Origin of the sequence: Gordonia sp. (in: high G+C Gram-positive bacteria), from assembly GCF_052106715.1 — a bacterium.
In the GTDB taxonomy this organism is placed as follows: Bacteria; Actinomycetota; Actinomycetes; order Mycobacteriales; family Mycobacteriaceae; genus Gordonia.
Genome location: NZ_JBQEDL010000006.1, coordinates 1 through 20,943 on the forward strand (window position 1 = coordinate 1; position 20,943 = coordinate 20,943).

Here is a 20,943-nt window from a genome sequence, read left to right on the forward strand (position 1 = left end):
GCCACAGCGGTCGGTCGGCTCGTCGCCTCCGCCGTCGCAGCCGGTGTGGGCTCAGGGGCCACGCCAACCGGGCTCTACCCGATACGACATGACGCGACCGGTCACGTCTGCGTCTGCTCCACGTTTCGGCGAGCTCGCGGACGCTCCGCACCTGGCCGCGCTTCATCAGAACGCGTCGGCGATCTTCGAGGTCCCGGACAGTCTGCGCGGTCGCGAATCGATCGCCTTGTCGGGGACGCAGTCGATAGGTCGTACCCCGGACAACGACATCGTGGTGAGTGACGTCCTCGCGTCCCGACACCACGCGAAGCTGACGGCGACACCGCAAGGCCTGCTCGTAGAAGACCTGGGGAGCGTCAACGGCACGTTCGTCAACGGCCGACGTGTCATGGCGCACCGATTGAGCGAGAACGACGTCGTCACGATCGGCAACTCGGACTTCGTGATGTCCGGCGGTGCCCTGGTCCGTGGCCGCCCGCAGAACGACGTCGCGGACGGCGTCCAGGTTTCTGGGGTCTCACTCACCATCGACGGCAAGTCACTCCTCAACGACATCTCGTTCACCGCGGCTCCGGGATCGCTGACCGCAATCATCGGACCTTCGGGTGCGGGAAAATCGACGATCTCGAAGATCGTCGCGGGCCTCGGGAATCCGACTGTCGGCGTGGTCTCGTTCGAGGGTCGGGGAGTGCACACCGAGTACGAGGCACTGCGTACCCGGATCGGTATGGTCCCGCAGGACGATGTCCTGCATCGCAAGCTGACACTGCGCCAGGCGCTTCGCTATGCGGCCGAACTACGCTTGCCGGGCGACCTCTCGACGGCCGACCGCGACCAGGTGATCGATGGCGTGCTCAGCGAGCTGCAGCTCACCGAACACGTTGAGACTCGAGTCGACACGCTCTCCGGCGGCCAGCGCAAACGGGCGTCGGTGGCGATGGAACTGCTGACCGGCCCGTCTCTGCTGATCCTCGACGAGCCGACGTCCGGCCTGGATCCGGCGCTGGACCGTCAGGTCATGCAGACGTTGCGCCGCCTCGCCGACGCGGGCCGCGTCGTGCTCGTCGTCACCCATTCCCTGACCTATCTGAGCCTGTGCGATCAGGTTCTACTCCTGGCGCCGGGCGGGAAGACCGCGTTCTGCGGAACTCCGAAGGACGTCGGCTCCGAACTCGGGACCACCGACTGGGCCGAGATCTTCGCGTTCACCGCGGACCAGCCGGACATGGCGTGGGACAACTATCGACGACGGCATCCGCATGCGGCCTCGCACACGCGGGCCCCGGTGCCCGGGCCGGTGGTGAAGGTGCATCAAGCGAGCGCGGCCGGCCAGACCTCAACGGTGTTTCGCAGGCAACTCCGTCTGATCCTCGCCGACCGCGGGTACCTGACCTTCCTTCTGGTGTTGCCGATCGTGCTCGGGCTGTTGACGCTGGTCATCCCCGGGTCGACCGGATTCGGGATCGGTGCGAGCGAACCCGGTCCCGACCCGGGGTCGACGATGTCGAAGGACCCCGTCGAAGCGGTCCAACTGTTGGTCGTGCTGGTCATCGGTGCAGCGTTCATGGGCGCGGCGCTGACGGTTCGCGACCTGGTCGGCGAACGTCCGATCTTCGATCGTGAACGTGCCGTCGGACTGCGGCCCGGCGCATACCTCACGGCGAAGATCATCGTGTTCTTCCTGTTGACGACGGTGCAGAGCGCGATCATGCTCGGCATCACCTACGCCCTTCGGGACGTCCCCGAGTTCGGCGGCGTGCTGTTGCCCCCCGCCGTCGCGTTGTTCGTCGCGATCGCGGCACTCGCCTGCGTGAGCACGCTGGTCGGTCTCGCGATCTCGTCGGTGGTGCGCTCCAACGAGCAGACGATGCCACCCCTGGTGATCGTGGTGATGGTTCAGCTCGTGTTCTGCGGGGGCTTGTTCCCGATCTCCGCGGCGGGTGCCGCGCAGCTCGGTTGGATCTTCCCGGCGTACTGGGGCTACACGGCGGCAGCGCAAGCGGTCGACATCCCGCAGGTCAATCCGCAGGCGAGCCAGGTCCGAGCGGCACCGGGGGAGAGCATGGAGTACCCCTGGTGGGAGCCGAGCGTCGGACACACCGCCCTCGCATACGGCGTTCTCCTGGTGATGGCCGTGCTTCTGACCGCACTGATCTACTCGCGCCTGCGAATACGTCACCGTTAGCGGTTGGGGTTCGGGTTCCCGGGGCCCGCGCGCTTGGGGTTCGCGGCAGCATCACCGATCCCGTTACGCTGGGCGCATGGAGCGCATCATCGGCACCGAAGTCGAGTACGGCATCTCGGCACCAGGGGACCCCACCGCGAACCCGATCATGACCTCGACGCAGGCCGTTCTCGCGTACGCCGCGGCAGCAGGCGTGCCCCGCCGCGAACGTCGCACCCGCTGGGACTACGAGGAGGAGTCGCCGATGCGGGACGCACGAGGCTTCGACCCCAGCCGTCACTCCGGGCCCGCACCGATCATCGATGCCGATGAGATCGGTGCCGCGAACATGATCCTCACCAACGGTGCGCGTCTGTACGTCGATCATGCGCATCCGGAGTACTCGGCGCCCGAGGTCACTGATCCGCTCGACGCCGTGATCTGGGACAAGGCGGGCGAGCGGGTGATGGAGGAGGCCGCACGATACGTTGCGAGTGTCCCAGGGACGCCGCGCCTGCAGCTCTACAAGAACAACATCGACGGCAAGGGTGCGTCCTACGGCACCCACGAGAACTATCTGATGCGGCGCGATACGGCGTTCGACTCGATCATCGTCGGCCTCATGCCGTTCTTCGCCTCGCGGCAAGTGATCTGCGGATCGGGCCGCGTCGGGATCGGTCAACACGGCGAAGAGCCTGGCTACCAGCTGTCTCAGCGTGCCGACTACATCGAGGTCGAGGTGGGGCTGGAGACCACCCTCAAACGCGGTCTGATCAACACGCGCGACGAACCGCACGCCGACCCCGACAAGTATCGTCGTCTGCACGTGATTCTCGGTGACGCGAACCTCGCCGAGACGGCGACCTATCTCAAGGTCGGCACGACGGCGCTGGTCCTGGACCTCATCGAGGCGGGAGTCGACCTCAGTGACCTCGCACTCGCCCGCCCCGTCGACGCCGTCCATGCGATCAGCCACGACCCGACTCTGCGTGCGACAGTCGCCCTGGTCGACGGTCGCGAGTTGACCGGTCTGGCGCTCCAGCGCGAATACTTGGCGCGCGTCCAGGCGCATCACGATCAGCATGCGGCCGACGACGAGCGCGCCGCCGACGTCGTCGCGACGTGGGCCGACGTCCTCGACCGGCTCGAGCGCGATCCGATGGAATGCGCCGACATCCTCGACTGGCCCGCCAAGCTCCGTCTCCTGGAAGGCTTCCGCACTCGCGAAGGCCTCGGTTGGGCAGCGTCCCGCCTGCAGCTCATCGACCTGCAGTATTCGGATGTTCGGCTCGACAAGGGGCTCTACAACCGACTCGTCGCCCGCGGATCGATGAAGCGCCTGGTCACCGAAGAACAGGTGATGGCAGCGGTGTCCACGCCCCCGGAGTCCACGCGCGCGTACTTCCGCGGCGAGTCGGTTCGCCGCTTTGGCGCCGACATCGCGGCAGCCAGTTGGGACTCGGTCATTTTCGACGTCGGCACGGATTCGCTTGTCCGCATTCCGATGCCGGAGCCATTGCGCGGCACGCGGTCTCACGTCGGCCGACTACTCGATTCCGCAACGTCGGCGGTCGAGCTCGTCGACCAGTTGACAGCCAACTGACCGGCGGTTCGCCGCCTCGGACGTCGCCGCACCCCGGTAGTGTTGAAGGACAACCACTCTTCAGGAGGCGATGATGGCGCAGGAGCAGGCGAAGCGAGGCGGCGGTCCGGGCGACGACGAGGCGGCGGGTGGCACCGCGGCCGGACAAGAGCGTCGCGAGAAGCTCGCCGTCGAGACCGACGATCTGCTCGACGAGATCGACGACGTGCTCGAGGAGAACGCCGAAGACTTCGTCCGCGCATACGTGCAGAAGGGTGGGGAGTGATCGCCGGAGTCGGCGGCCAGTCCGGGCACGACATCTCCTCGTTCACCGAGTACCTCCGCGTGAACGCGCCCGATAGGCTGCCCGGGCTGGCCGCCGGAACATCAGTGCCCGTCGAGGCCGCGCAGTCGATTCCCCACGGTACGACGATCGTCGCGGTCAGCTATCTCGGTGGTGTGATCCTCGCCGGTGACCGTCGTTCGACGATGGGCAACCTCATCGCCACCCGCGACGTGCAGAAGGTTCACATCACCGACGAGTGCTCCGCGGCAGGTATCGCGGGCACGGCGGGCATCGCGATCGAGATGGTCCGACTGTTCGCCGTCGAACTCGAGCACTACGAGAAGATTGAAGGCGTCCGACTCACGTTGGACGGCAAAGCCTCCCGACTGGCATCAATGGTCCGCGGCAACTTGGGGGCGGCGATGCAGGGCTTGGCGGCGATCCCGCTTCTCGTTGGATACCAGCCGACTGACAGTGCGTCCGAACCGTCGTACGGGCGGATCTTCTCGTTCGACGTCGCCGGATCACGCCACGAGGAACGCAGCGGTTACGAAGCCATCGGCTCGGGGGCGGTGTTCGCACGGTCGTCGCTGAAGAAGCTGTACCGCACCGATCTGACCGCCGACGAAGCCCTCGCCGTGGCAGTCGAGGCGCTCTACGACGCCGCAGACGACGATTCGGCGACAGGCGGCCCGGATCTGGTCCGCCGGATCTTCCCGACTGCGGTCCGCATCAACGTTGGCGGTGCCGACGACGTGGCCGAACCCGAGATCGCCGACGCGGCACAAGCCGTCGTCGACCGGCGAAGGTCCGCTCACGAGAACGGAGGCGATCAATCGTGACGTTCCCGTATTACGCCAGCGCAGAGCAGATCATGCGCGACCGCTCAGAGCTGGCGCGCAAAGGCATCGCCCGTGGCCGCAGCGTCATCGCGGTGACCTACCGCGACGGGGTGCTCTTCGTAGCCCACAATCGATCGAACACGCTACGCAAGATCAGTGAGATCTACGACCGGATCGGGTTCGCCGCAGTCGGCAAGTACAACGAGTTCGAGAGCCTTCGTAAAGCGGGCATCCAACTCGCGGATCTCCGGGGCTACTCCTACGACCGCGCCGACGTCACCGGGTTATCGCTGGCCAGCGCGTACGCGAACACGCTTGGAAACGTCTTCACCGAACAGGCCAAGCCGTTCGAGGTGGAGTTGTGCGTCGCCGAGGTCGGTCGGGCCGGAACCGACATGCCCTCGCAGCTGTACCGCATCGGTTACGACGGGTCGATCGTCGACGAGCAGTCGTTTCTAGTCATGGGCGGCGCCACCGAGCCGATCGTCACCGCGATGAAGGATGCGTACCGTCCCGCGCTGACGCTCGGCGAGGCACTGACCGCGGCGGCCGGCGCACTCGCGGCACCCAAGGACGGCGAACCTGACACCGGCGGCCCGAAAGTCGGCGACACTGCCGCGATGCTCCCGGTAGCCGAGATTGAGGCCGCGGTCCTGGACCGGACCCGGCCGCGCCGTGCGTTCAGACGACTCAGCGACCAGCGGGTCACCGAGTTGTTGGAAGAAGGCCTGACCCACAAGTGAAAGAGGACTGACGTGGAACGCCGGATCATGGGAATCGAGACCGAGTTCGGTGTCACCTGCACGTCGCAGGGGCAGCGCAGGCTCAGCCCGGACGAGGTCGCCCGCTACCTTTTTCGACGCGTCGTCGCCTGGGGCCGATCGTCGAACGTGTTCCTCGAGAATGGCGCGCGTCTGTACCTCGACGTGGGTTCGCATCCCGAGTACGCGACTGCGGAATGCGACTCCGTCGAACAGCTCATCGCTCATGATCGTGCGGGGGAGCGGATCCTCGAAGGCCTCATGGTCGACGCCGAACAGCGTCTGGCCGACGAGGGCATCGGCGGCGACCTCTACCTGTTCAAGAACAACACCGACTCGGCAGGCAACTCCTACGGCTGCCACGAGAACTACCTCGTGAGTCGGGTGGGTGAGTTCGGCCGAGTCTCCGACGTCCTGCTCCCATTCCTGGTCACTCGCCAATTGATCTGCGGCGCAGGCAAGGTCCTCAGCGTCGGTCAGGATTCGACGATGTGTCTGTCACAGCGCGCCGACCACATCTGGGAGGGTGTGTCGTCGGCGACCACCCGGTCCCGGCCGATCATCAACACCCGCGACGAGCCGCACGCTGACGCCGAGAAGTACCGACGCCTGCACGTGATCGTCGGTGATTCGAACATGTCCGAGACGACGACGATGCTGAAGGTCGGGTCGGCGCTCCTGGTGCTCGAGATGATCGAATCCGGGATCTCGTTCCACGACTTCGCGCTCGACAACCCGATCCGAGCGATCCGCGACATCAGCCACGACATCACCGGGCGCCGCGAGATCCGTCTGGCGGGAGGCCGCACGTCCACCGCGCTCGCCATTCAGCGTGAATACCATTCGCGTGCGGTGAAGCACCTCGTCTCGCGGACGCCTGATCCGGTGATGGACCGGGTCGTCGACTTGTGGGGCCGGATGCTCGACGCCGTCGAGTCCGGCGACTTCAGCGGAGTCGACACCGAGGTCGACTGGGTGATCAAGCAGAAGCTGTTCCGCCGCTACCAGGACAAGCACGGGATGGACCTGTCGGATCCGAAGATCGCCCAGCTCGACTTGGCCTACCACGACATCCGCCGTGGTCGAGGCATATTCGACCTGCTGCAACGCAAAGGGCTCGCTGCGCGCGTCGTCACCGACGACGCCGTCGACGCGGCGGTGAGCACGCCGCCGCAGACCACGCGGGCCAAACTGCGCGGCGAGTTCATCGCCGCAGCGACGAAGGCCGAGCGGGACTTCACTGTCGACTGGGTCCACTTGAAGCTCAACGATCAAGCGCAGCGGACAGTCCTGTGCAAAGACCCGTTCCGAAGCGTCGACGAGCGCGTCGAACGCCTGATCTCGTCCCTTTAGGATCTAGGATCACCGCGTGGCATCCACTCCGAAAGCCGAGCGTCTGCTCAACCTCGTCATCTGCCTGATGTCGGCGCGCCAGTACGTGACCGCCGAGTATCTGCGGGCCAACGTCGTCGGCTACAGCGACAGCAGTCAGGGCGACGACACGTTCAAGCGCATGCTCGAACGCGATAAGAACGAACTCCGCGAGCTCGGCATCCCCGTGGACACCGGACGGAACGGCGTCGGTGTGGAGGGTTACCTCATCAAACCCGACGACTATGCGCTCCCGGACATCCGATTGGAGACCGACGAAGCGGCCGCCGTCGCCGCGGCCGCCGCCGTGTGGCACGAGCCGGACGTCGCCGTCGTCTCGCAGACTGCGGTCCTCAAACTCCGAGCGGCAGGAGTCGACGTTGTCGCCCCGGACGAGCTCGGGGTCGTTCAGGCGGGCGGCCCACGCTCCATGGGGTCGGAGACCGCGATCCGCGGTCTGATCGATGCGATCGGCGCCGCGCAGGCCGTGACCTTCACCCACCGATCCACCCGCGGCCGCGCAACTCGACGACTGCAACCGTGGGGCGTTGTGGGGAACCGAGGCCGCTGGTACGTGATCGGCCACGACCTGGACCGCGACGCGACCCGTACATTCCGGATCTCCCGCATCGACGATGTCGCCGCCGACTCCGATCGGGGGGCCGTTCAGGTCCCCGCCGGGCTCGACCTGAACGCACTGGTAGACGAAGCCGTATCGCGGGCCGACGACGCGACCGGCGGCACGGCGCGGGTGTGGCTGGCGAGCGGCCGCGCGCACGGGCTCCGCCGGATGGCTCGGTCCGTGACAGCGCATCGCCTCGGGTCGGAAGCCGGCGACGTAGCCGAGATCGATGTCCGGTCCCGTGTGGGCGTCATCCGCGCCGTATTGAGCGCGGGCGCCGATGCCGTCGTCCTCGAACCCGCCGACCTGCGGGCGACCGTGATCGCCGAACTCGACCGTCTCGCCGGACTGGAAGGGGATGTGAGATGAGCGCCAACTCGCCCACCCGGTTGTCGCGCCTGCTCGCGATGGTCCCGTACTTCCTGGCCCGCCCGGGAATCAAGTTGTCCACCGCCGCAGCGGATCTCGGACTCACCCAGAAGCAGTTGACGAAGGACCTCGAGCAGCTGTTTCTCTGCGGGCTGCCCGGGTACATGCCGGACGATCTGATCGACATCGAGTTCTCCAGCGGGTATGTCCATGTCGGTTTCACCGCGGGGATGGACCGCCCGCTCAAATTGACCGGTACCGAAGCGAACATGCTGCTGATCGCGCTCCGCACGCTGCTCGACACGGGCGCGTTCGACGCTGACGCCGTGCGCCGGGCGATGGCGAAAGTCGAGGAGGCCGTGGGAGAGTCGCATACCCCGGTGTCGGCTGCGGCCACGGCCGCCGACGATCCGGTCCGGCAGGCCATTCGGACGGCCGTCGCCGACGCGGTCGCTCTGACGATCCGCTACTACACGCCCAGCCGTGACGAAGTGACCGAACGTGTCGTTGACCCGATCATGATCAAGGCGGTCGACGGCCACAGCTATCTCGAAGCCTGGTGCCGGTCCTCGGACGCTGTCCGACTGTTCCGCTTTGACCGTGTCCTGCAGGCCGAGCCGCTCGACGAGCCGTCGTCACCGCCCGAGCGTTCTCCGGCGAAGACGGTCGCGGCCGGGTCGTCGGCATTGCCCGAGGATCTCCCGACGGTGCGGATCGAGATCGATCCGGACGCGCGGTGGCTGCTCGAGTACTACGCCGCGGACGCCGACGACGACCTCGACACGGCGCCCGACGATGCTCCGGTCGTGGCGACGCTTCGGTACGGTTCGCCGCAATGGCTCGAACGCTTCCTCCTGGGTTTCGGTGGCCGGGTCCGCCTGGTGGAACCTGCCCGGGACGGCGACGTGGCCGAGTCCGTCGCTGCCACCGCGCGATCGGCGCGCGCCCGCTACTGACCCAACCGGACCGATGATGCAGGTCTGCTCGTCGTGTACCACGCGAGTCCGGACGGACCGCCCGCTAGCGAGTACAGTGAGCGTGGACATCGTGTTTCTCTAACGGAGGTTTCTTCATGGGCGCCCTTTCCTGGTGGCACTGGGCAATCGTGCTGGTCGTGCTCGTCGTGCTCTTCGGATCGAAGAAGCTGCCGGAAGCGGCACGTGGCCTCGGTCGGTCGATGCGCATCTTCAAGTCGGAGATGGCCGAGATGGCCAACGACGGCGACAGTAAGTCGAAAGCCGAGCCGGATGTCGACGCGCCGCAGGAACTCACATCCGGCGAGTCGGACGATGTCGACGTCAACGTGACGGTCACCGACAAGACCAAGAAGTCGGCGTAGCCGCGTCCTGACACGCGCGTGCGAATCAACTTCCGCCGACTCGATCCCCGCCAACGACGCAGCAGACTGAATCCGGACGGCACGATGCCGTTGCGGGAGCACCTGTACGAGCTCCGATACCGGCTCCTCGTCTCACTCGGCGTGATCGTCCTCACGACTGTCGTCGGCTTCATCTGGTACAGCCACGGTGTGTGGCGCATCGAGTCCCTCGGTGAACTCCTACGCGGACCGTACTGCGAGCTTCCGTCCTCGACGCGCGCCGTGCTCACCCCGGACGGTGAGTGTCGCCTCCTCGCCACCGGCCCGTTCGATCAGTTCATGCTCCGTCTGCAGGTGGCGCTCACTGCGGGAATCGTGCTGGCCTGCCCGGTCTGGTTCTACCAATTGTGGCGGTTCATCACGCCCGGTCTGCGTTCCAACGAACGCAAGTACGCGATCACCTTCGTCTCCACGTCAGCGGTCCTGTTCGTGGGCGGTGCGGTGCTCGCCTACATCGTCGTCTCGAAGGCGTTCGAATTCTTGTTGACGGTCGGCAACGACGTCCAGGTCACGGCGCTCTCCGGCGACCAGTACTTCAGTTTCATGCTGCATCTGCTGATCGTCTTCGGCATCAGCTTCGAGCTGCCGTTGTTGATCGTCGCGTTGAACATCGTCGGCGTGCTCAAATATGTGCGCCTCAAGGCCTGGCGTCGTGGCCTGATCTTCGGCATGTTCGTGTTCGCAGCGGTCGTGACGCCAGGGCAGGACCCGTTCACGATGCTCGCGCTCGCCGTCGCACTCACCATGCTGCTTGAGTTGGCGATCCAGTTCTCCCGCATCCACGATCGTCGTGCGGCCAGAAAGGCTCCCGACTGGATGGCCGTCGACGACGATGAGGCCGCCCCGCTCGACGAGTCCGACCGGTCCGAGTCGGCGTCGCGAATCGAACCTCCGATGCCGGTGGGAACCGGCTCGCACGGCAACCGGAGTTCGGTGCGCGAGACGTCGTCGTTCGATGACATCCTGTAGGGGATGACTACGAACTCCGACATCACCGGACCCGAACTCACCGCATTCACCGCACGTCTGGATTTCGGGATCGACCCGTTCCAGGCTCGCGCCTGCACGGCGCTCGAGCGTGGCCTCGGGGTGCTCGTCTGCGCACCGACGGGGGCTGGGAAGACCATCGTCGGCGAGTTCGCCGTACACCTGGCTCTGGCCCACGGTGGCAAGTGCTTCTACACGACCCCGATCAAAGCCCTGAGCAATCAGAAGTACCACGACCTCGTGGCCGTACACGGCGACGACAACGTCGGACTGCTGACCGGCGACAACTCGATCAATTCGGGTGCGCCGGTGGTCGTCATGACAACCGAAGTTCTGCGCAACATGATCTACGCGGACTCGTCGACGCTGGAGGGTCTGTCGCATGTGGTGATGGACGAGGTGCACTTCCTGGCCGATCGATTCCGCGGTGCGGTCTGGGAGGAGGTGATCCTCGGCCTCGATCTGGGCGTGCGCGTGGTGAGTCTGTCGGCGACGGTCAGCAACGCCGAGGAGTTCGGCGACTGGATCACTACGGTCCGCGGCGACACCGCAGTGATCGTCGACGAGCACCGCCCGGTCCCGCTGCACCAGCACATGCTGGTGGGCAATCGCATGTTCGAGCTGTTCGACAGCCGCAACGACCGTGATAGACCGCAGGTCAATCCGGAACTCACGCGGTACATCAAGCATCGAGTGGTCAGCGCCGACGCGGTCGACTCGTACCGGAATCGGATGGCCCGTGAGCGCGGTCGGCGCGGCAACCGCACCCAAGGAGTATCCCGCCCGCGCTTGATCTCCATGCTCGAGAACGAGGGACTGCTCCCCGCCATCACGTTCATCTTCTCTCGCGCCGGATGCGAGGGCGCGTTGGGACAGTGCCTGCGATCGGACCTGCGACTCCTCGAACAGGACGAGGCCGACCGCGTCGACGCCGTCGTGGACCGTCACCTGACCGAACTGGCGCCCGGCGACGCAGATGTGCTCGGCGTCGAGTCGTGGCGGGCAGGCCTCCGCCGCGGCTTCGCCGCACACCACGCCGGGATGCTGCCGACGTTCCGACAAGCCGTCGAAGAGCTGTTCACGCTCGGATTGGTCAAAGTGGTCTTCGCGACAGAGACGCTGGCCCTCGGAATCAATATGCCCGCGCGCAGCGTCGTTCTCGAACGTCTGGTGAAGTACAACGGCGAGTCGCATGTCGACCTGACGCCGGGGGAGTACACGCAGCTCACCGGGCGGGCCGGGCGACGCGGCATCGACGTCGAAGGTCACGCGGTCGTCGTGTGGACACCGGAAGTGCAGCCCGATCGGGTCGCGGGTCTGGCTGGCGCCCGCACGTTCCCGTTGCGCAGTTCGTTTGCACCCGAATACAACATGGCGATCAACCTGATCGACCGGCTCGGACTCGAGGGGTCACGGGCACTCCTACGGCAATCGTTCGCGCAATTCCAGACCGACCGTTCGGTGGTCGGCCAGGCGCGTCAACTCGACTCGGCGGCACGCTCGTTGCGCAAGATCGACCTCGAACTCGAGGTTGCAGCGGGTAAGCACTCCCTCGATCCCGATGCGTTCACCGAATATGTGGACCTGAGGGCCGCCATCAAGCAGCGCGAGCGCGCTCAGCGCTTCGTGCGGAGACTCGACAGCGAGCAGTCGATTGCCGAGGACCTCGGTGCGCTCAAACGTGGACACGTCGTGTCGGTGCAGGCCGGTCGCCACCGCGGTCTGGCAGTCGTCCTCGATCCGGCGTGGCGGGGCGTAGACCCCAAGCCCCTCGTCTTGAGCGAGGACGGCTGGGTGGGGAGGGTCGGCACCACCGAATTCGTTAATCCGCCCGAGGTGCTCGGTAACCTGCGCGTCCCCAAGGACACGCGGACGCGGCACGCTCGTCGCGAGATCGCCGCATCTCTCCGAAGCTCGGGAATCGAGCGGCCGCGTGGACGCGTCAAGAAGAAGACTGCGCCCACCGACCACGAGTTGGAGGCACTGCGCGGTCAGTTGCGCAGTCACCCGGTCCACAAGACGGCAGGCCTCGACGATCTGTTTCGGCTGGCCGAGCGTCGAGCGCGTGTCCATCGCGAGGTCGAGGCGTTGGAGGCTGCGGTCGAGAAGCGGACGTCCCAGCTGGAGACCGATTTCGACGCCGTCGTCGCGGTGCTGCTGGAATTGAACTACGTCGAGGAGTCCGAAGACGACGACGTCCTTCGCGTGACTCCCACCGGGGCGGTGCTGCGGCGCATCTACAGCGAGAGCGATCTCCTCGTCGCCGAATGCATCCGGGCAGGAGTCTGGGATCGGCTGTCGCCACCCGACCTCGCCGCTGTCGTATCGGCGGTGTTGTTCCAGTCTCGGCGCGAATCGTACGGCGGGGGCGTCGACTCGATGCCTGGAAACCGTGCGTTGCGCGACGCCCTCACCGGCACGCTGCAGGTGTGGGAGAGGACCAATCGCGTCCAGGAACGGCATGGAGTCGTTCAAACGCGTGAACCCGACACGGGTTTCTGTGCGGCAGTGTCGGCGTGGGCGTCGGGCCGGTCGTTGCGCGAGGCCTTGTTGGCCGCGACGGAACAGGGAAACCAGCTGTCGCCGGGTGATTTCGTACGCTGGAATCGGCAGGTCATCGACCTGCTGGAGCAGATTCGCGGCAGTGTCGACGCGCAGACTCCGCTCGCAGGCGCGGCCAAGCGGGCCGTAGCCGGCGTACGACGCGGAGTGGTCGCTTCCGAACTCGATTGACGCGTCGAGATCGACGAGCCGTAGCGATGCGCGGGAGCATCGCTACGGTACCGTGACACCAACGCAGGCCGGGCATGTGACATTGACGAGAGAGGTTCGAGATGACGAACGGTAACGAGCCGACTGACGCGGGCACACCCGACGACGAGCCGACGTCGATCGTCGAGCGCCCGACCACCCCGGGGACTCCTTCGCCCACCGACGACTCCGAGGCGACGACGATCTCCCAATTGCCTGCCACGCCTGCCGCGCAGTCGGAGCAGCCCACTTCTCCCGCAGGCTCCTCCGCCGCACAGCAGGCCGGATACCAGCCGACCGAGGTCGGTCAGGCACCGTTTCAGCAGCCGCCCCAATTCGGTCAGACGCCGCAAGGACAACCGCATTACGGGCAGGTTCCGCAGCAGGGCCAGGCTCAACCGCAAGGCCAGGCTCAACCGCAAGGCCAAGCTCAGCAGTACGGTGCACCGGCCTACGGTGCGACGGGGCAGCCTCAATATGGTCAGCAGCCCCAGTTCGGTAACGCGGCACAGCAGGCGCCAGGCCAGTACGGTGCGCCCGCGTACGGCGTGACCGGTCAGCCCCAGTACGGGCAACCCCAGTACGGGCAACCCCAATATGGACAGCAGCCCCAGTACGGTCAGCCCCAGTACGGTGCCCCAGCGTATGGGCAACCTCAGCAGCCGGGCCAACCCCAGCAGCAGCAGTTCGGCCAGCAGCAGTTCGGGGCCGAGCCGACGTTGAACCCGTACGCACCGCAGCCGGGCTCCGGAGAGAAGTCCGGCGGTGGCAAGGCCAAGCTGATCGGGATCATCGGCGGCGCGGTCGTCATCATCGCGGCGATTGTTTTGATCACTGCCTTCGCATGGCCGAAATGGGCGCAAGGCGGCCTCAACCAGGATGCCGTCCAGTCGGGTGTGCAGGAGATCCTTACCGGCGCACAGCCCGACGGCTACGGGATCTCTGATGTGAAGGACGTCGAATGCCCCAGCGGGCAGAAGGTCGAAGAAGGAACCACCTTCACCTGCTCGGTGACCGTCAACGGTGCAAACAAGCACGTCACGGTCACTGTCAAGGACTCTGACGGCACCTACGAAGTTTCGCGCCCGACGAACTGATCGGTTCGTCCGCCTCCTCGACGCTAGAACGTCTCGCCCCACTCCAGTGCCTTGGCGAGTCGATTGACGCTGCTGTCGACACCGAGTTCGGCGACGAGGGTCCGCAGACCGTCGACGTCGTCGGGCGTGGTCGGGAGCCGGTCGTCGTCGCGACTCTCCGTCGTCTCCGCATCGGTGCGGACAGCGACCACGACGCGTGCAGCCGCCAGATAGTCTTTCGATTCGACGATCGAGTTGCGCGCCCGCTTCGTCAGTGACGATCCCGCGTCGTAGGCCGCAGCTTCGAGTACGTCGAGGTCGCCGTACTCGCTGATCAGCTTGGCTGCCGTCTTGTCGCCGATGCCGGGCACTCCGGGCAGGCCGTCGGACGGGTCGCCCCGCAGGATCGACATCTCGGCGTACGCGGTCCCGGCGCGGTCGGTCGGCACATTGTATTTCGCCGCGACTTCCGCGGGACCCATGAGTTCGGCGTTCTTGAGACCGCGGCCCACATAGAGCACGCGGACCTGCACCGGATCGTCGGCCACCACTTGGAGAAGGTCCCGGTCGCCGCTGACGACGAGGACCGCGTCCACGGCTTCATCGAAGGCGAGGGTGCCGATGACGTCGTCCGCCTCGCAGCCGGCCGCGCCCGAGGTCGTGATGCCCGCGCATCGCAACGCCTCGGTAATCATGTCGACCTGCGGCGTCAGCGTGTCGGGGACGTCCTCGGCGTCGCTCGCGCCAGCGCTGTCGTCGGCCACTCGGTGCGCCTTGTACGACGGGATCAAGTCGGTACGGAACGCCGGACGCCAGTCGACGTCGAGACAGACGACGAGCCTCGTCGGTCGGTGCTCGGTGACGAGTGCGGCAATGGTGTCAAGGAATCCGCGGAGTGCATTCACCGGACGCCCATCCGGTGATGTCATCTTCTCGGGCAGGGCGTAGAAGGAACGGAACCATAGGCTGGCACCGTCGAGCAGCATCACCGATCCGGTCATGGACACCACTGTCGCACATCGGTGCAATACGCTGGGGCGCATGCCAGCTCGATTCGACTCTTCTGTGTACGCCCAACGACTGGAGCGCGCGGCGGCCCTCGCCCGTGACGCAGGCCTCGACGCGATCGTCGTCGGCACCGGCCCGGACTTCCGATATCTGACCGGTTCACCAGCCGAGACCTTCGAACGGCTCACCGCGCTAATCCTCCCGGCAGAAGGCAGGGCACGGATCGTCGCCGCGCGCCTCGAGTTGGCGTCGCTGCGCGACTCGGCGATCGCCGACCTCCCGGTGGACGTCGTCGACTGGGTCGACGGGCAGGATCCGTACGCGTTGGCCACCGAAGGTCTGGGCCCCGACAGTCGGATCGCGGTGTCCGACTCGCTGCCCGCACTACATCTCGTCCCGCTGTCGGCGCGGACGTCGCTCGCTCCCGAGTTGGCCACCGCTGTTCTCCGCGAACTCCGGATGATCAAGGACGACGTGGAGATCGAGGCACTGCGTCGTGCGGGTGCGGCGATCGACCGTGTGCACGCTCGGATGGGGGAGTTCCTCAAGCCCGGCCGCACCGAGTCGGAGGTGGCCGCCGACATCGACGCCGCCATCCTGGCTGAGGGCCATACTGTCGCCGAGTTCATCATCGTGGGATCAGGACCCAACGGGGCCGACCCGCACCATGAGCACTCTGATCGGGTCATCACCGCGGACGACGTGGTCGTCATCGACATCGGCGGCCCCGTCGCCCCCGGTTACAACTCGGACTCCACTCGCACGTACTGCTTCGGTCCTCCGCGCCCCGAGATCGTGGCGGCGTACGACGTCCTCGAACGCGCACAGGCGGCCGCCGTCGCGGTGGCGAAGCCGGGCGTGACTGCCGAAGCGATCGACGCCGCTGCCCGGAACATCATCGTCGAGGCCGGGTACGGCGACCAATTCATTCACCGCACCGGGCACGGCATCGGGTTGTCTGTGCACGAGGAGCCGTACATCGTTGAGGGCAACGATGAGGTGCTGCGCGAGGGCATGGCCTTCAGCATCGAACCCGGAATCTATTTCAGTGGCGACTGGGGCGCTCGGATCGAGGACATCGTGGTGCTCACGGCCGACGGCTGCGAGCCGTTGAACACGCGACCACACGGTCTGGTGCAGCTCTAGTCGCAGCCTGAGTGACGTTCCCGCACTCTCACCTGTCGTGCCGCACCACCAGTGCGTCCTAGCAGCCTGAGCGCAGAATGCTAAGACGCATCGAGGCTGCTACTGCCGATCTGAGGGTGCGGCCGGTCTCCCGGGCTGGATAAACATCGACGACGCGCCTAGGACCCGGACCACTTGCACCTCAATGACGACGCGCCTGGGGTTCTCGCGCGGCGTGCGATACCGCTCCTTGTAGCGGGCCTCCGCGTCGCGAACCGAGTCCGCGTCGGTGAGAATCCGTGCGGACCCTTCGACAGTGAGCCAACGCGCACCGTCGACGTGTGTCAACGCGGCGTGCCCGCCTCGAGTAGCATTCACCGCCTTCTGATTTCCCCCGGACGTGATCACGCGCGCGATGCCCTCGTCGAGGTCGATGGTGAATCCGACTGGGCAGACGTGCGGTGTTCCGTCGGCCCGAAGGGTCGCGAGAGTCGCGAGATGTCGTTCGGTGAGCAGGTCGTGAGCTGCGGGGGAGAGATCGGCGAGAGTGCGCGTCATGAGTTCGACACTAGCGTCTGGACAATCGCCGACGATCGACTGGAATACTGCAGGGGTGGGAACAATCGTACTCTTCGGCGGACGCAGCGAGATCGGAGTCGCCACCGCAGCCCGGCTCGCGGCAGGCAATGAGGTGGTGCTCGCCGCCCGACGCCCCGACGACCTGGGGGTCGAGACCCGGGTGCTTCAGGCAGCGGGTGCGACCGGCGTGCACGCGGTCGCATTCGATGCCGACGACGTCTCGACGCACCCCGGCCTCGTCGCGCGGCTCGTAACAGACCACGGACCGATCGAGGCGGCGATCCTCGCGTTCGGGATCCTCGGTGACGGCTCGCGTGCCGAGCGCGACGTTGAGCATGCCCTCCAGATCGCACACACCGACTACTACGCGCAGATCAGTGTCCTGACTCCGCTCGCGGTGGCTCTCCGCGCACAGGGGTCGGGCACGATCATCGTCTATTCGTCCATCGCCGGCGTCCGCGTGCGCCGGGCCAATTACGTGTACGGCTCGACCAAGGCCGGGCTCGACGGTTTCGCGAGTGGACTCGCGGATGCGTTGCACGGCAGCGGTGTCCACCTCTTGCTTGCACGTCCCGGTTTCGTCATCGGCGCGATGACGCGTGACCTGATGGCCTCCGGCGTAAAGCCTGCGCCGATGTCCGTGACCGCGGATCAGGTGGCCGACTCCGTCGCTTCCGCATACCGCAGACGACGGGGTGAGGTCTGGATCCCGGGTCGGTTGCGCGCGGTCGCCTTCGCGATGCGCTTCGTCCCGCGCGCGATCTGGCGGCGGTTGTCTCGGTGACCGCTGACGTCGTAGTGGTCGGCATTGGAGCCGGCGGTTGGCGGTCGCTGTCTCCGGCCGCGCAATCCGAACTGTCCGAGGCCGTCGTCATCTACGGCTCGGCTCGACAGCTCGACCTGGTGCCCGACGACGTCGGCGCGACACGCGTGCGGTGGCGCAGTCCGATGAGCGAACACCTCGCCGAGCTCGGGGAGTCCGATCTCGACTCCACCGTCCACGTCCTCGCCAGCGGCGACCCGATGTTCCACGGAATCGGAGCCTCGCTCGTCCGCGTTTTCGGCGCCGCCCGCGTGCGTGTGATCGCGCACCCGTCGAGTGCGACGCTCGCCGCTGCACGCCTCGGATGGGATCTGGCGCGTACCCGGATCGTCAGCCTGGTGACCGCTCCCGTCGACGCCCTCGCCGCACACCTGACCGACGGCGCCGCGTTACTGATCCTGTCGCGAGATGCGACGACACCGGCGGATGTTGCAGATCTCCTCGCCAACAATGGATTCGGCGCGTCGCCCTTCACCGTGCTGTCCGACCTCGGCGCCGACTCCGAGCGGGTGCAGGCGGGCCGGGCCGACACGTGGACTGGTGCACCGTCGGCGCTCAACATCATTGCGGTGGACTGTGTCGGGCCCGTTCGCAGTCGGGCCCCCGGTCTCGCCGATGAGGACTTCACCCATCGCGGACAGATCACCAAACGCCCGATGCGGGCCCTCACCGTCAGCGCACTCCGGCCCGCTGAAGAGCAGGTCCTGTGGGACGTGGGTGCAGGCGCGGGAAGCGTCGGAATCGAGTGGCTCCGGCTCACGGCATCTGGTCGGGTCGTCGCATTCGAGTCGGACGCCGAACGATCTGCCGACGTTCTCGAGAACGCGCGCACGCACGGCGTCGTCGATCGGCTCGACCTCCGCGGCGCCGCACCAGACGCATTGTCCGACGCCCCGGCGCCCGACGCCGTCTTCATCGGCGGTGGAATGACCCCCGAGGTTCTCGAGATCGCGTGGAACGCACTGGCGTCGGGCGGCCGAATGGTCGCCAACGCGGTGACCTTGGAGACCGAGCGGCTTGTCGTCGACGCCGCCGACCGCTGGGGCGGCGAATTGCTCCGCGTCAGTGTCGAACGGGCCAGCCCGTTGGGCGGGTCCACCGCGTGGCGACCTGCCCTGCCCGTCGTCCAGTGGACGGCCGTCAAGACCGAGACCGAAGGAACTGCATGACCGTCTATTTCATCGGCGCCGGCCCGGGAGCCGCCGACCTCATCACGGTGCGCGGCGCCGACCGCCTTCGACGGTGTCGGATCTGCCTGTTCGCGGGCTCGCTCGTCCCGCGGGAACTACTCGACCTGCTGCCCGAGGACGCGGTTGCCATCGACACGGCAACGATGCCCCTGACTCGGATCGTCGCCGAGATCGTTAAGGCCCACCGCGACGGGCACGACGTGGCGCGACTCCACTCGGGCGACCTCGCCCTCTACTCGGCCCTCACCGAACAACTCAGAGGACTGCGCGAGCTGGACATCCCGTACGAACTGGTGCCCGGAGTCCCCGCGTTCGCGGCTGCTGCGGCCGCCCTCGACAGCGAACTCACGGTGCCCGGAGTCGGGCAGAGCCTGCTGATCACGCGTGTGTCCACGCTCTCCACGGACATGCCGCTGGGGGAGGACCTCGCCTCGCTTGCACAGACCGGCGTCACCCTCGCACTGCATCTGGCCGCACATCGCACCGCGCAGATCGTCGCCGACCTGACGCCGCACTACGGCGCCGACTGCCCTACGGCCACGGTCGCCTTCGCCTCGCGCGACGACCAGCAGATCGTGCGTGCGCCGCTCGTCGAATTGCCACAGGCACTGACCGAGGCCGGCATCACCAAGACCGCGGTGATCTTCGTCGGCCGCGCCCTGGACGGCGCAGCGCATCCCGCGCTGGTGGACAGCTACCTGTATTCGCACGCCCGCATGCAGAAGCTGCGTTCGGACGGGGCGCTCGACGATGCCTGACGTGCTTATCCTCGGTGGCACAGGCGAGGCGCGAGACCTCGCGGCTACCCTGCTCGACGGCGGGACCGACCTCGTCAGTTCGCTCGCAGGCCGAGTCAAGGATCCCCGACTGCCGGTCGGCGAAGTCCGTATCGGTGGTTTCGGCGGCAGCGAGGGACTCGCGCGCTACCTACGCGATAACGCAGTACAGGTCGTCGTCGATGCGACACACCCGTTCGCCGCGCGGATCACCTCGAACGCGGTCGCCGCCTGTGCCGACTCTGAGGTCGGCTACCTGCGTCTGGCCCGCCCCCCGTGGTCGCCGGGACCGGCGGACCGCTGGACGCATGTGCCGGACGTCGACTCGGCGGCCGCCGTCGTCGCCGAACGAGGCCGTCGGGTGTTCCTCACGACGGGCCGCCAAGACGTCGCCGCGTTCGCGAGTATCGACGACGTCTGGTTCCTGATCCGCGTCGTCGACGCTCCCGAGACGGTCCTGCCGCCGAACTGCGAACTACTCCGGTCGCGAGGGCCGTACACCCTCGAGTCCGAACGGGAGTTGTTGGAACGCAACGAGATCGACCTCCTCGTCACGAAGAACAGCGGTGGCGATCTGACGTCGGCGAAGCTTCAGGCCGCAGCAGATCGGGGCATCGAGGTCGTCGTCGTCGACCGGCCGACCGAGCCTGCGGGAATCACCTCGGTGTCGACTGTCGACGACGCCGCGACACAGGTCCGAGCGCTGCTACGCGCCTGGACACGCTGATCGACATCCACACGCTGATCGACCTTTACTCGCTAATCGACATCCAGACGCTGATCGAGCGGAGTCGAGATCCAGGCTCGTAGCAACGAGACCTAGCGCCCGTAATGACGCGGCGTGAACACCAGATCGCCTGCCGGTCGCCGGGCGGCGACGGTCGTCGACGAGCCGATGATCACGAGGGTCCGCATGTCGACGGTCGACGGGTCGAAGTCGCCGGCGGTCGTCACGGTCAGTCGCTCGCCCAGACCTCCGACGTCGCGCCCTTGAATCACCACGCGGTCGGCGGGTACAGACTCCGCGAGGATCTGCTTCAGCCGGTGGATCTGCTCGGTTCGCTTCGACGACGCCGGATTGTAGATCGCGACGGCCAGATCGGCAGCGATCGCGTGGCGGAGCCGGTCCTCGATCACTGCGCCAGGTTTGAGCAGGTCGGACAGCGAGATAACCGCGAAATCGTGTCCCAGTGGAGCGCCCGCGGCCGCAGCGACAGCGTGCGCCGCGCTGACCCCGGGGACTACCCGAACCG

The 20,943-nt window shown here is 66.7% G+C and carries 20 protein-coding genes; 17 read left to right on the top strand and 3 right to left on the bottom strand.

Annotated elements, in window-relative coordinates; translation table 11 throughout:
* The 12 genes from ACTIMF_RS04510 to ACTIMF_RS04565 all read left to right on the top strand — a co-directional run.
* Positions 1–2,185, top strand: a 2,185-nt coding sequence (locus tag ACTIMF_RS04510) for an ATP-binding cassette domain-containing protein (protein ID WP_442349084.1), incomplete at its 5' end; no start/stop codon positions are given.
* A 76-nt stretch (positions 2,186–2,261) separates the two neighbouring features.
* Positions 2,262–3,767 (top strand): depupylase/deamidase Dop, encoded by a 1,506-nt coding sequence (dop, locus tag ACTIMF_RS04515; RefSeq protein WP_442349085.1) that lies wholly within the window; start codon positions 2,262–2,264, stop codon positions 3,765–3,767.
* Positions 3,768–3,840: 73 nt separating this feature from the next.
* Positions 3,841–4,032, top strand: a complete 192-nt coding sequence (locus ACTIMF_RS04520) for a ubiquitin-like protein Pup (RefSeq protein ID WP_442349086.1) — start codon at positions 3,841–3,843, stop codon at positions 4,030–4,032.
* Entirely contained in the window at positions 4,029–4,874 is an 846-nt protein-coding gene (gene prcB, locus ACTIMF_RS04525; protein ID WP_442349087.1) for a proteasome subunit beta, read from the top strand. Before ACTIMF_RS04520 ends, prcB begins: the two co-directional genes overlap by 4 nt.
* Positions 4,871–5,617, top strand: coding sequence for a proteasome subunit alpha (gene prcA / locus ACTIMF_RS04530; protein WP_442349088.1), 747 nt, complete (start codon positions 4,871–4,873; stop codon positions 5,615–5,617). The genes prcB and prcA overlap by 4 nt, the downstream gene beginning before the upstream one ends.
* Before the next feature lie 12 nt (positions 5,618–5,629).
* Positions 5,630–6,988, top strand: coding sequence for a Pup--protein ligase (pafA, locus tag ACTIMF_RS04535; protein WP_442349089.1), 1,359 nt, complete (start codon positions 5,630–5,632; stop codon positions 6,986–6,988).
* A gap of 67 nt (positions 6,989–7,055) precedes the next feature.
* Positions 7,056–7,997 carry a helix-turn-helix transcriptional regulator gene (locus ACTIMF_RS04540; protein WP_442349183.1) on the top strand — a complete coding sequence of 314 codons (942 nt, stop codon included), beginning with the start codon at positions 7,056–7,058 and terminating at the stop codon, positions 7,995–7,997.
* Positions 7,994–8,953, top strand: a complete 960-nt coding sequence (locus ACTIMF_RS04545) for a helix-turn-helix transcriptional regulator (RefSeq protein WP_442349090.1) — start codon at positions 7,994–7,996, stop codon at positions 8,951–8,953. The genes ACTIMF_RS04540 and ACTIMF_RS04545 overlap by 4 nt, the downstream gene beginning before the upstream one ends.
* Before the next feature lie 116 nt (positions 8,954–9,069).
* On the top strand, positions 9,070–9,336 hold the full coding sequence (tatA, locus tag ACTIMF_RS04550) for a Sec-independent protein translocase subunit TatA (RefSeq protein ID WP_442349091.1): 267 nt from the start codon (positions 9,070–9,072) through the stop codon (positions 9,334–9,336).
* Between the two features lie 18 nt (positions 9,337–9,354).
* Positions 9,355–10,344, top strand: a complete 990-nt coding sequence (tatC, locus tag ACTIMF_RS04555; protein ID WP_442349092.1) for a twin-arginine translocase subunit TatC — start codon at positions 9,355–9,357, stop codon at positions 10,342–10,344.
* Positions 10,345–10,347: 3 nt separating this feature from the next.
* Positions 10,348–13,095, top strand: a complete 2,748-nt coding sequence (locus ACTIMF_RS04560; RefSeq protein WP_442349093.1) for a DEAD/DEAH box helicase — start codon at positions 10,348–10,350, stop codon at positions 13,093–13,095.
* Between the two features lie 101 nt (positions 13,096–13,196).
* Complete coding sequence (locus ACTIMF_RS04565; protein WP_442349094.1) at positions 13,197–14,210, top strand: DUF4333 domain-containing protein; 1,014 nt, start codon at positions 13,197–13,199, stop codon at positions 14,208–14,210.
* 23 nt (positions 14,211–14,233) lie between these two features.
* Here the strand turns inward: ACTIMF_RS04565 and ACTIMF_RS04570 are convergent, their stop codons facing one another.
* Complete coding sequence (locus tag ACTIMF_RS04570; RefSeq protein ID WP_442349095.1) at positions 14,234–15,190, bottom strand: 5'-3' exonuclease; 957 nt, start codon at positions 15,188–15,190, stop codon at positions 14,234–14,236.
* A 40-nt stretch (positions 15,191–15,230) separates the two neighbouring features.
* On the opposite strand from ACTIMF_RS04570, the gene ACTIMF_RS04575 reads away from it, so the two are divergent.
* Entirely contained in the window at positions 15,231–16,343 is a 1,113-nt protein-coding gene (locus tag ACTIMF_RS04575; protein ID WP_442349096.1) for a M24 family metallopeptidase, read from the top strand.
* 99 nt (positions 16,344–16,442) lie between these two features.
* Here the strand turns inward: ACTIMF_RS04575 and ACTIMF_RS04580 are convergent, their stop codons facing one another.
* Positions 16,443–16,880, bottom strand: coding sequence for a TIGR03618 family F420-dependent PPOX class oxidoreductase (locus ACTIMF_RS04580; protein WP_442349097.1), 438 nt, complete (start codon positions 16,878–16,880; stop codon positions 16,443–16,445).
* Here ACTIMF_RS04580 and ACTIMF_RS04585 point away from each other — a divergent pair.
* Genes ACTIMF_RS04585 through ACTIMF_RS04600 form a run of 4 tightly spaced genes read left to right on the top strand, consistent with a single transcriptional unit; the run spans position 16,879 to position 20,417 of the window.
* Positions 16,879–17,685 (top strand): SDR family NAD(P)-dependent oxidoreductase, encoded by an 807-nt coding sequence (locus tag ACTIMF_RS04585; protein WP_442349098.1) that lies wholly within the window; start codon positions 16,879–16,881, stop codon positions 17,683–17,685. The two genes, ACTIMF_RS04580 and ACTIMF_RS04585, sit on opposite strands and share 2 nt — an antisense overlap.
* Positions 17,682–18,893 (top strand): precorrin-6y C5,15-methyltransferase (decarboxylating) subunit CbiE, encoded by a 1,212-nt coding sequence (gene cbiE, locus ACTIMF_RS04590; protein WP_442349099.1) that lies wholly within the window; start codon positions 17,682–17,684, stop codon positions 18,891–18,893. Before ACTIMF_RS04585 ends, cbiE begins: the two co-directional genes overlap by 4 nt.
* Positions 18,890–19,672 carry a cobalt-precorrin-4/precorrin-4 C(11)-methyltransferase gene (locus ACTIMF_RS04595; RefSeq protein ID WP_442349100.1) on the top strand — a complete coding sequence of 261 codons (783 nt, stop codon included), beginning with the start codon at positions 18,890–18,892 and terminating at the stop codon, positions 19,670–19,672. The genes cbiE and ACTIMF_RS04595 overlap by 4 nt, the downstream gene beginning before the upstream one ends.
* Positions 19,665–20,417 (top strand): cobalt-precorrin-6A reductase, encoded by a 753-nt coding sequence (locus ACTIMF_RS04600; protein ID WP_442349101.1) that lies wholly within the window; start codon positions 19,665–19,667, stop codon positions 20,415–20,417. Before ACTIMF_RS04595 ends, ACTIMF_RS04600 begins: the two co-directional genes overlap by 8 nt.
* Positions 20,418–20,509: 92 nt before the next feature.
* Here ACTIMF_RS04600 and ACTIMF_RS04605 read toward each other — a convergent pair.
* Positions 20,510–20,943 (bottom strand): SAM-dependent methyltransferase (locus ACTIMF_RS04605; protein ID WP_442349102.1); only part of this gene is annotated, 434 nt, incomplete at its 5' end.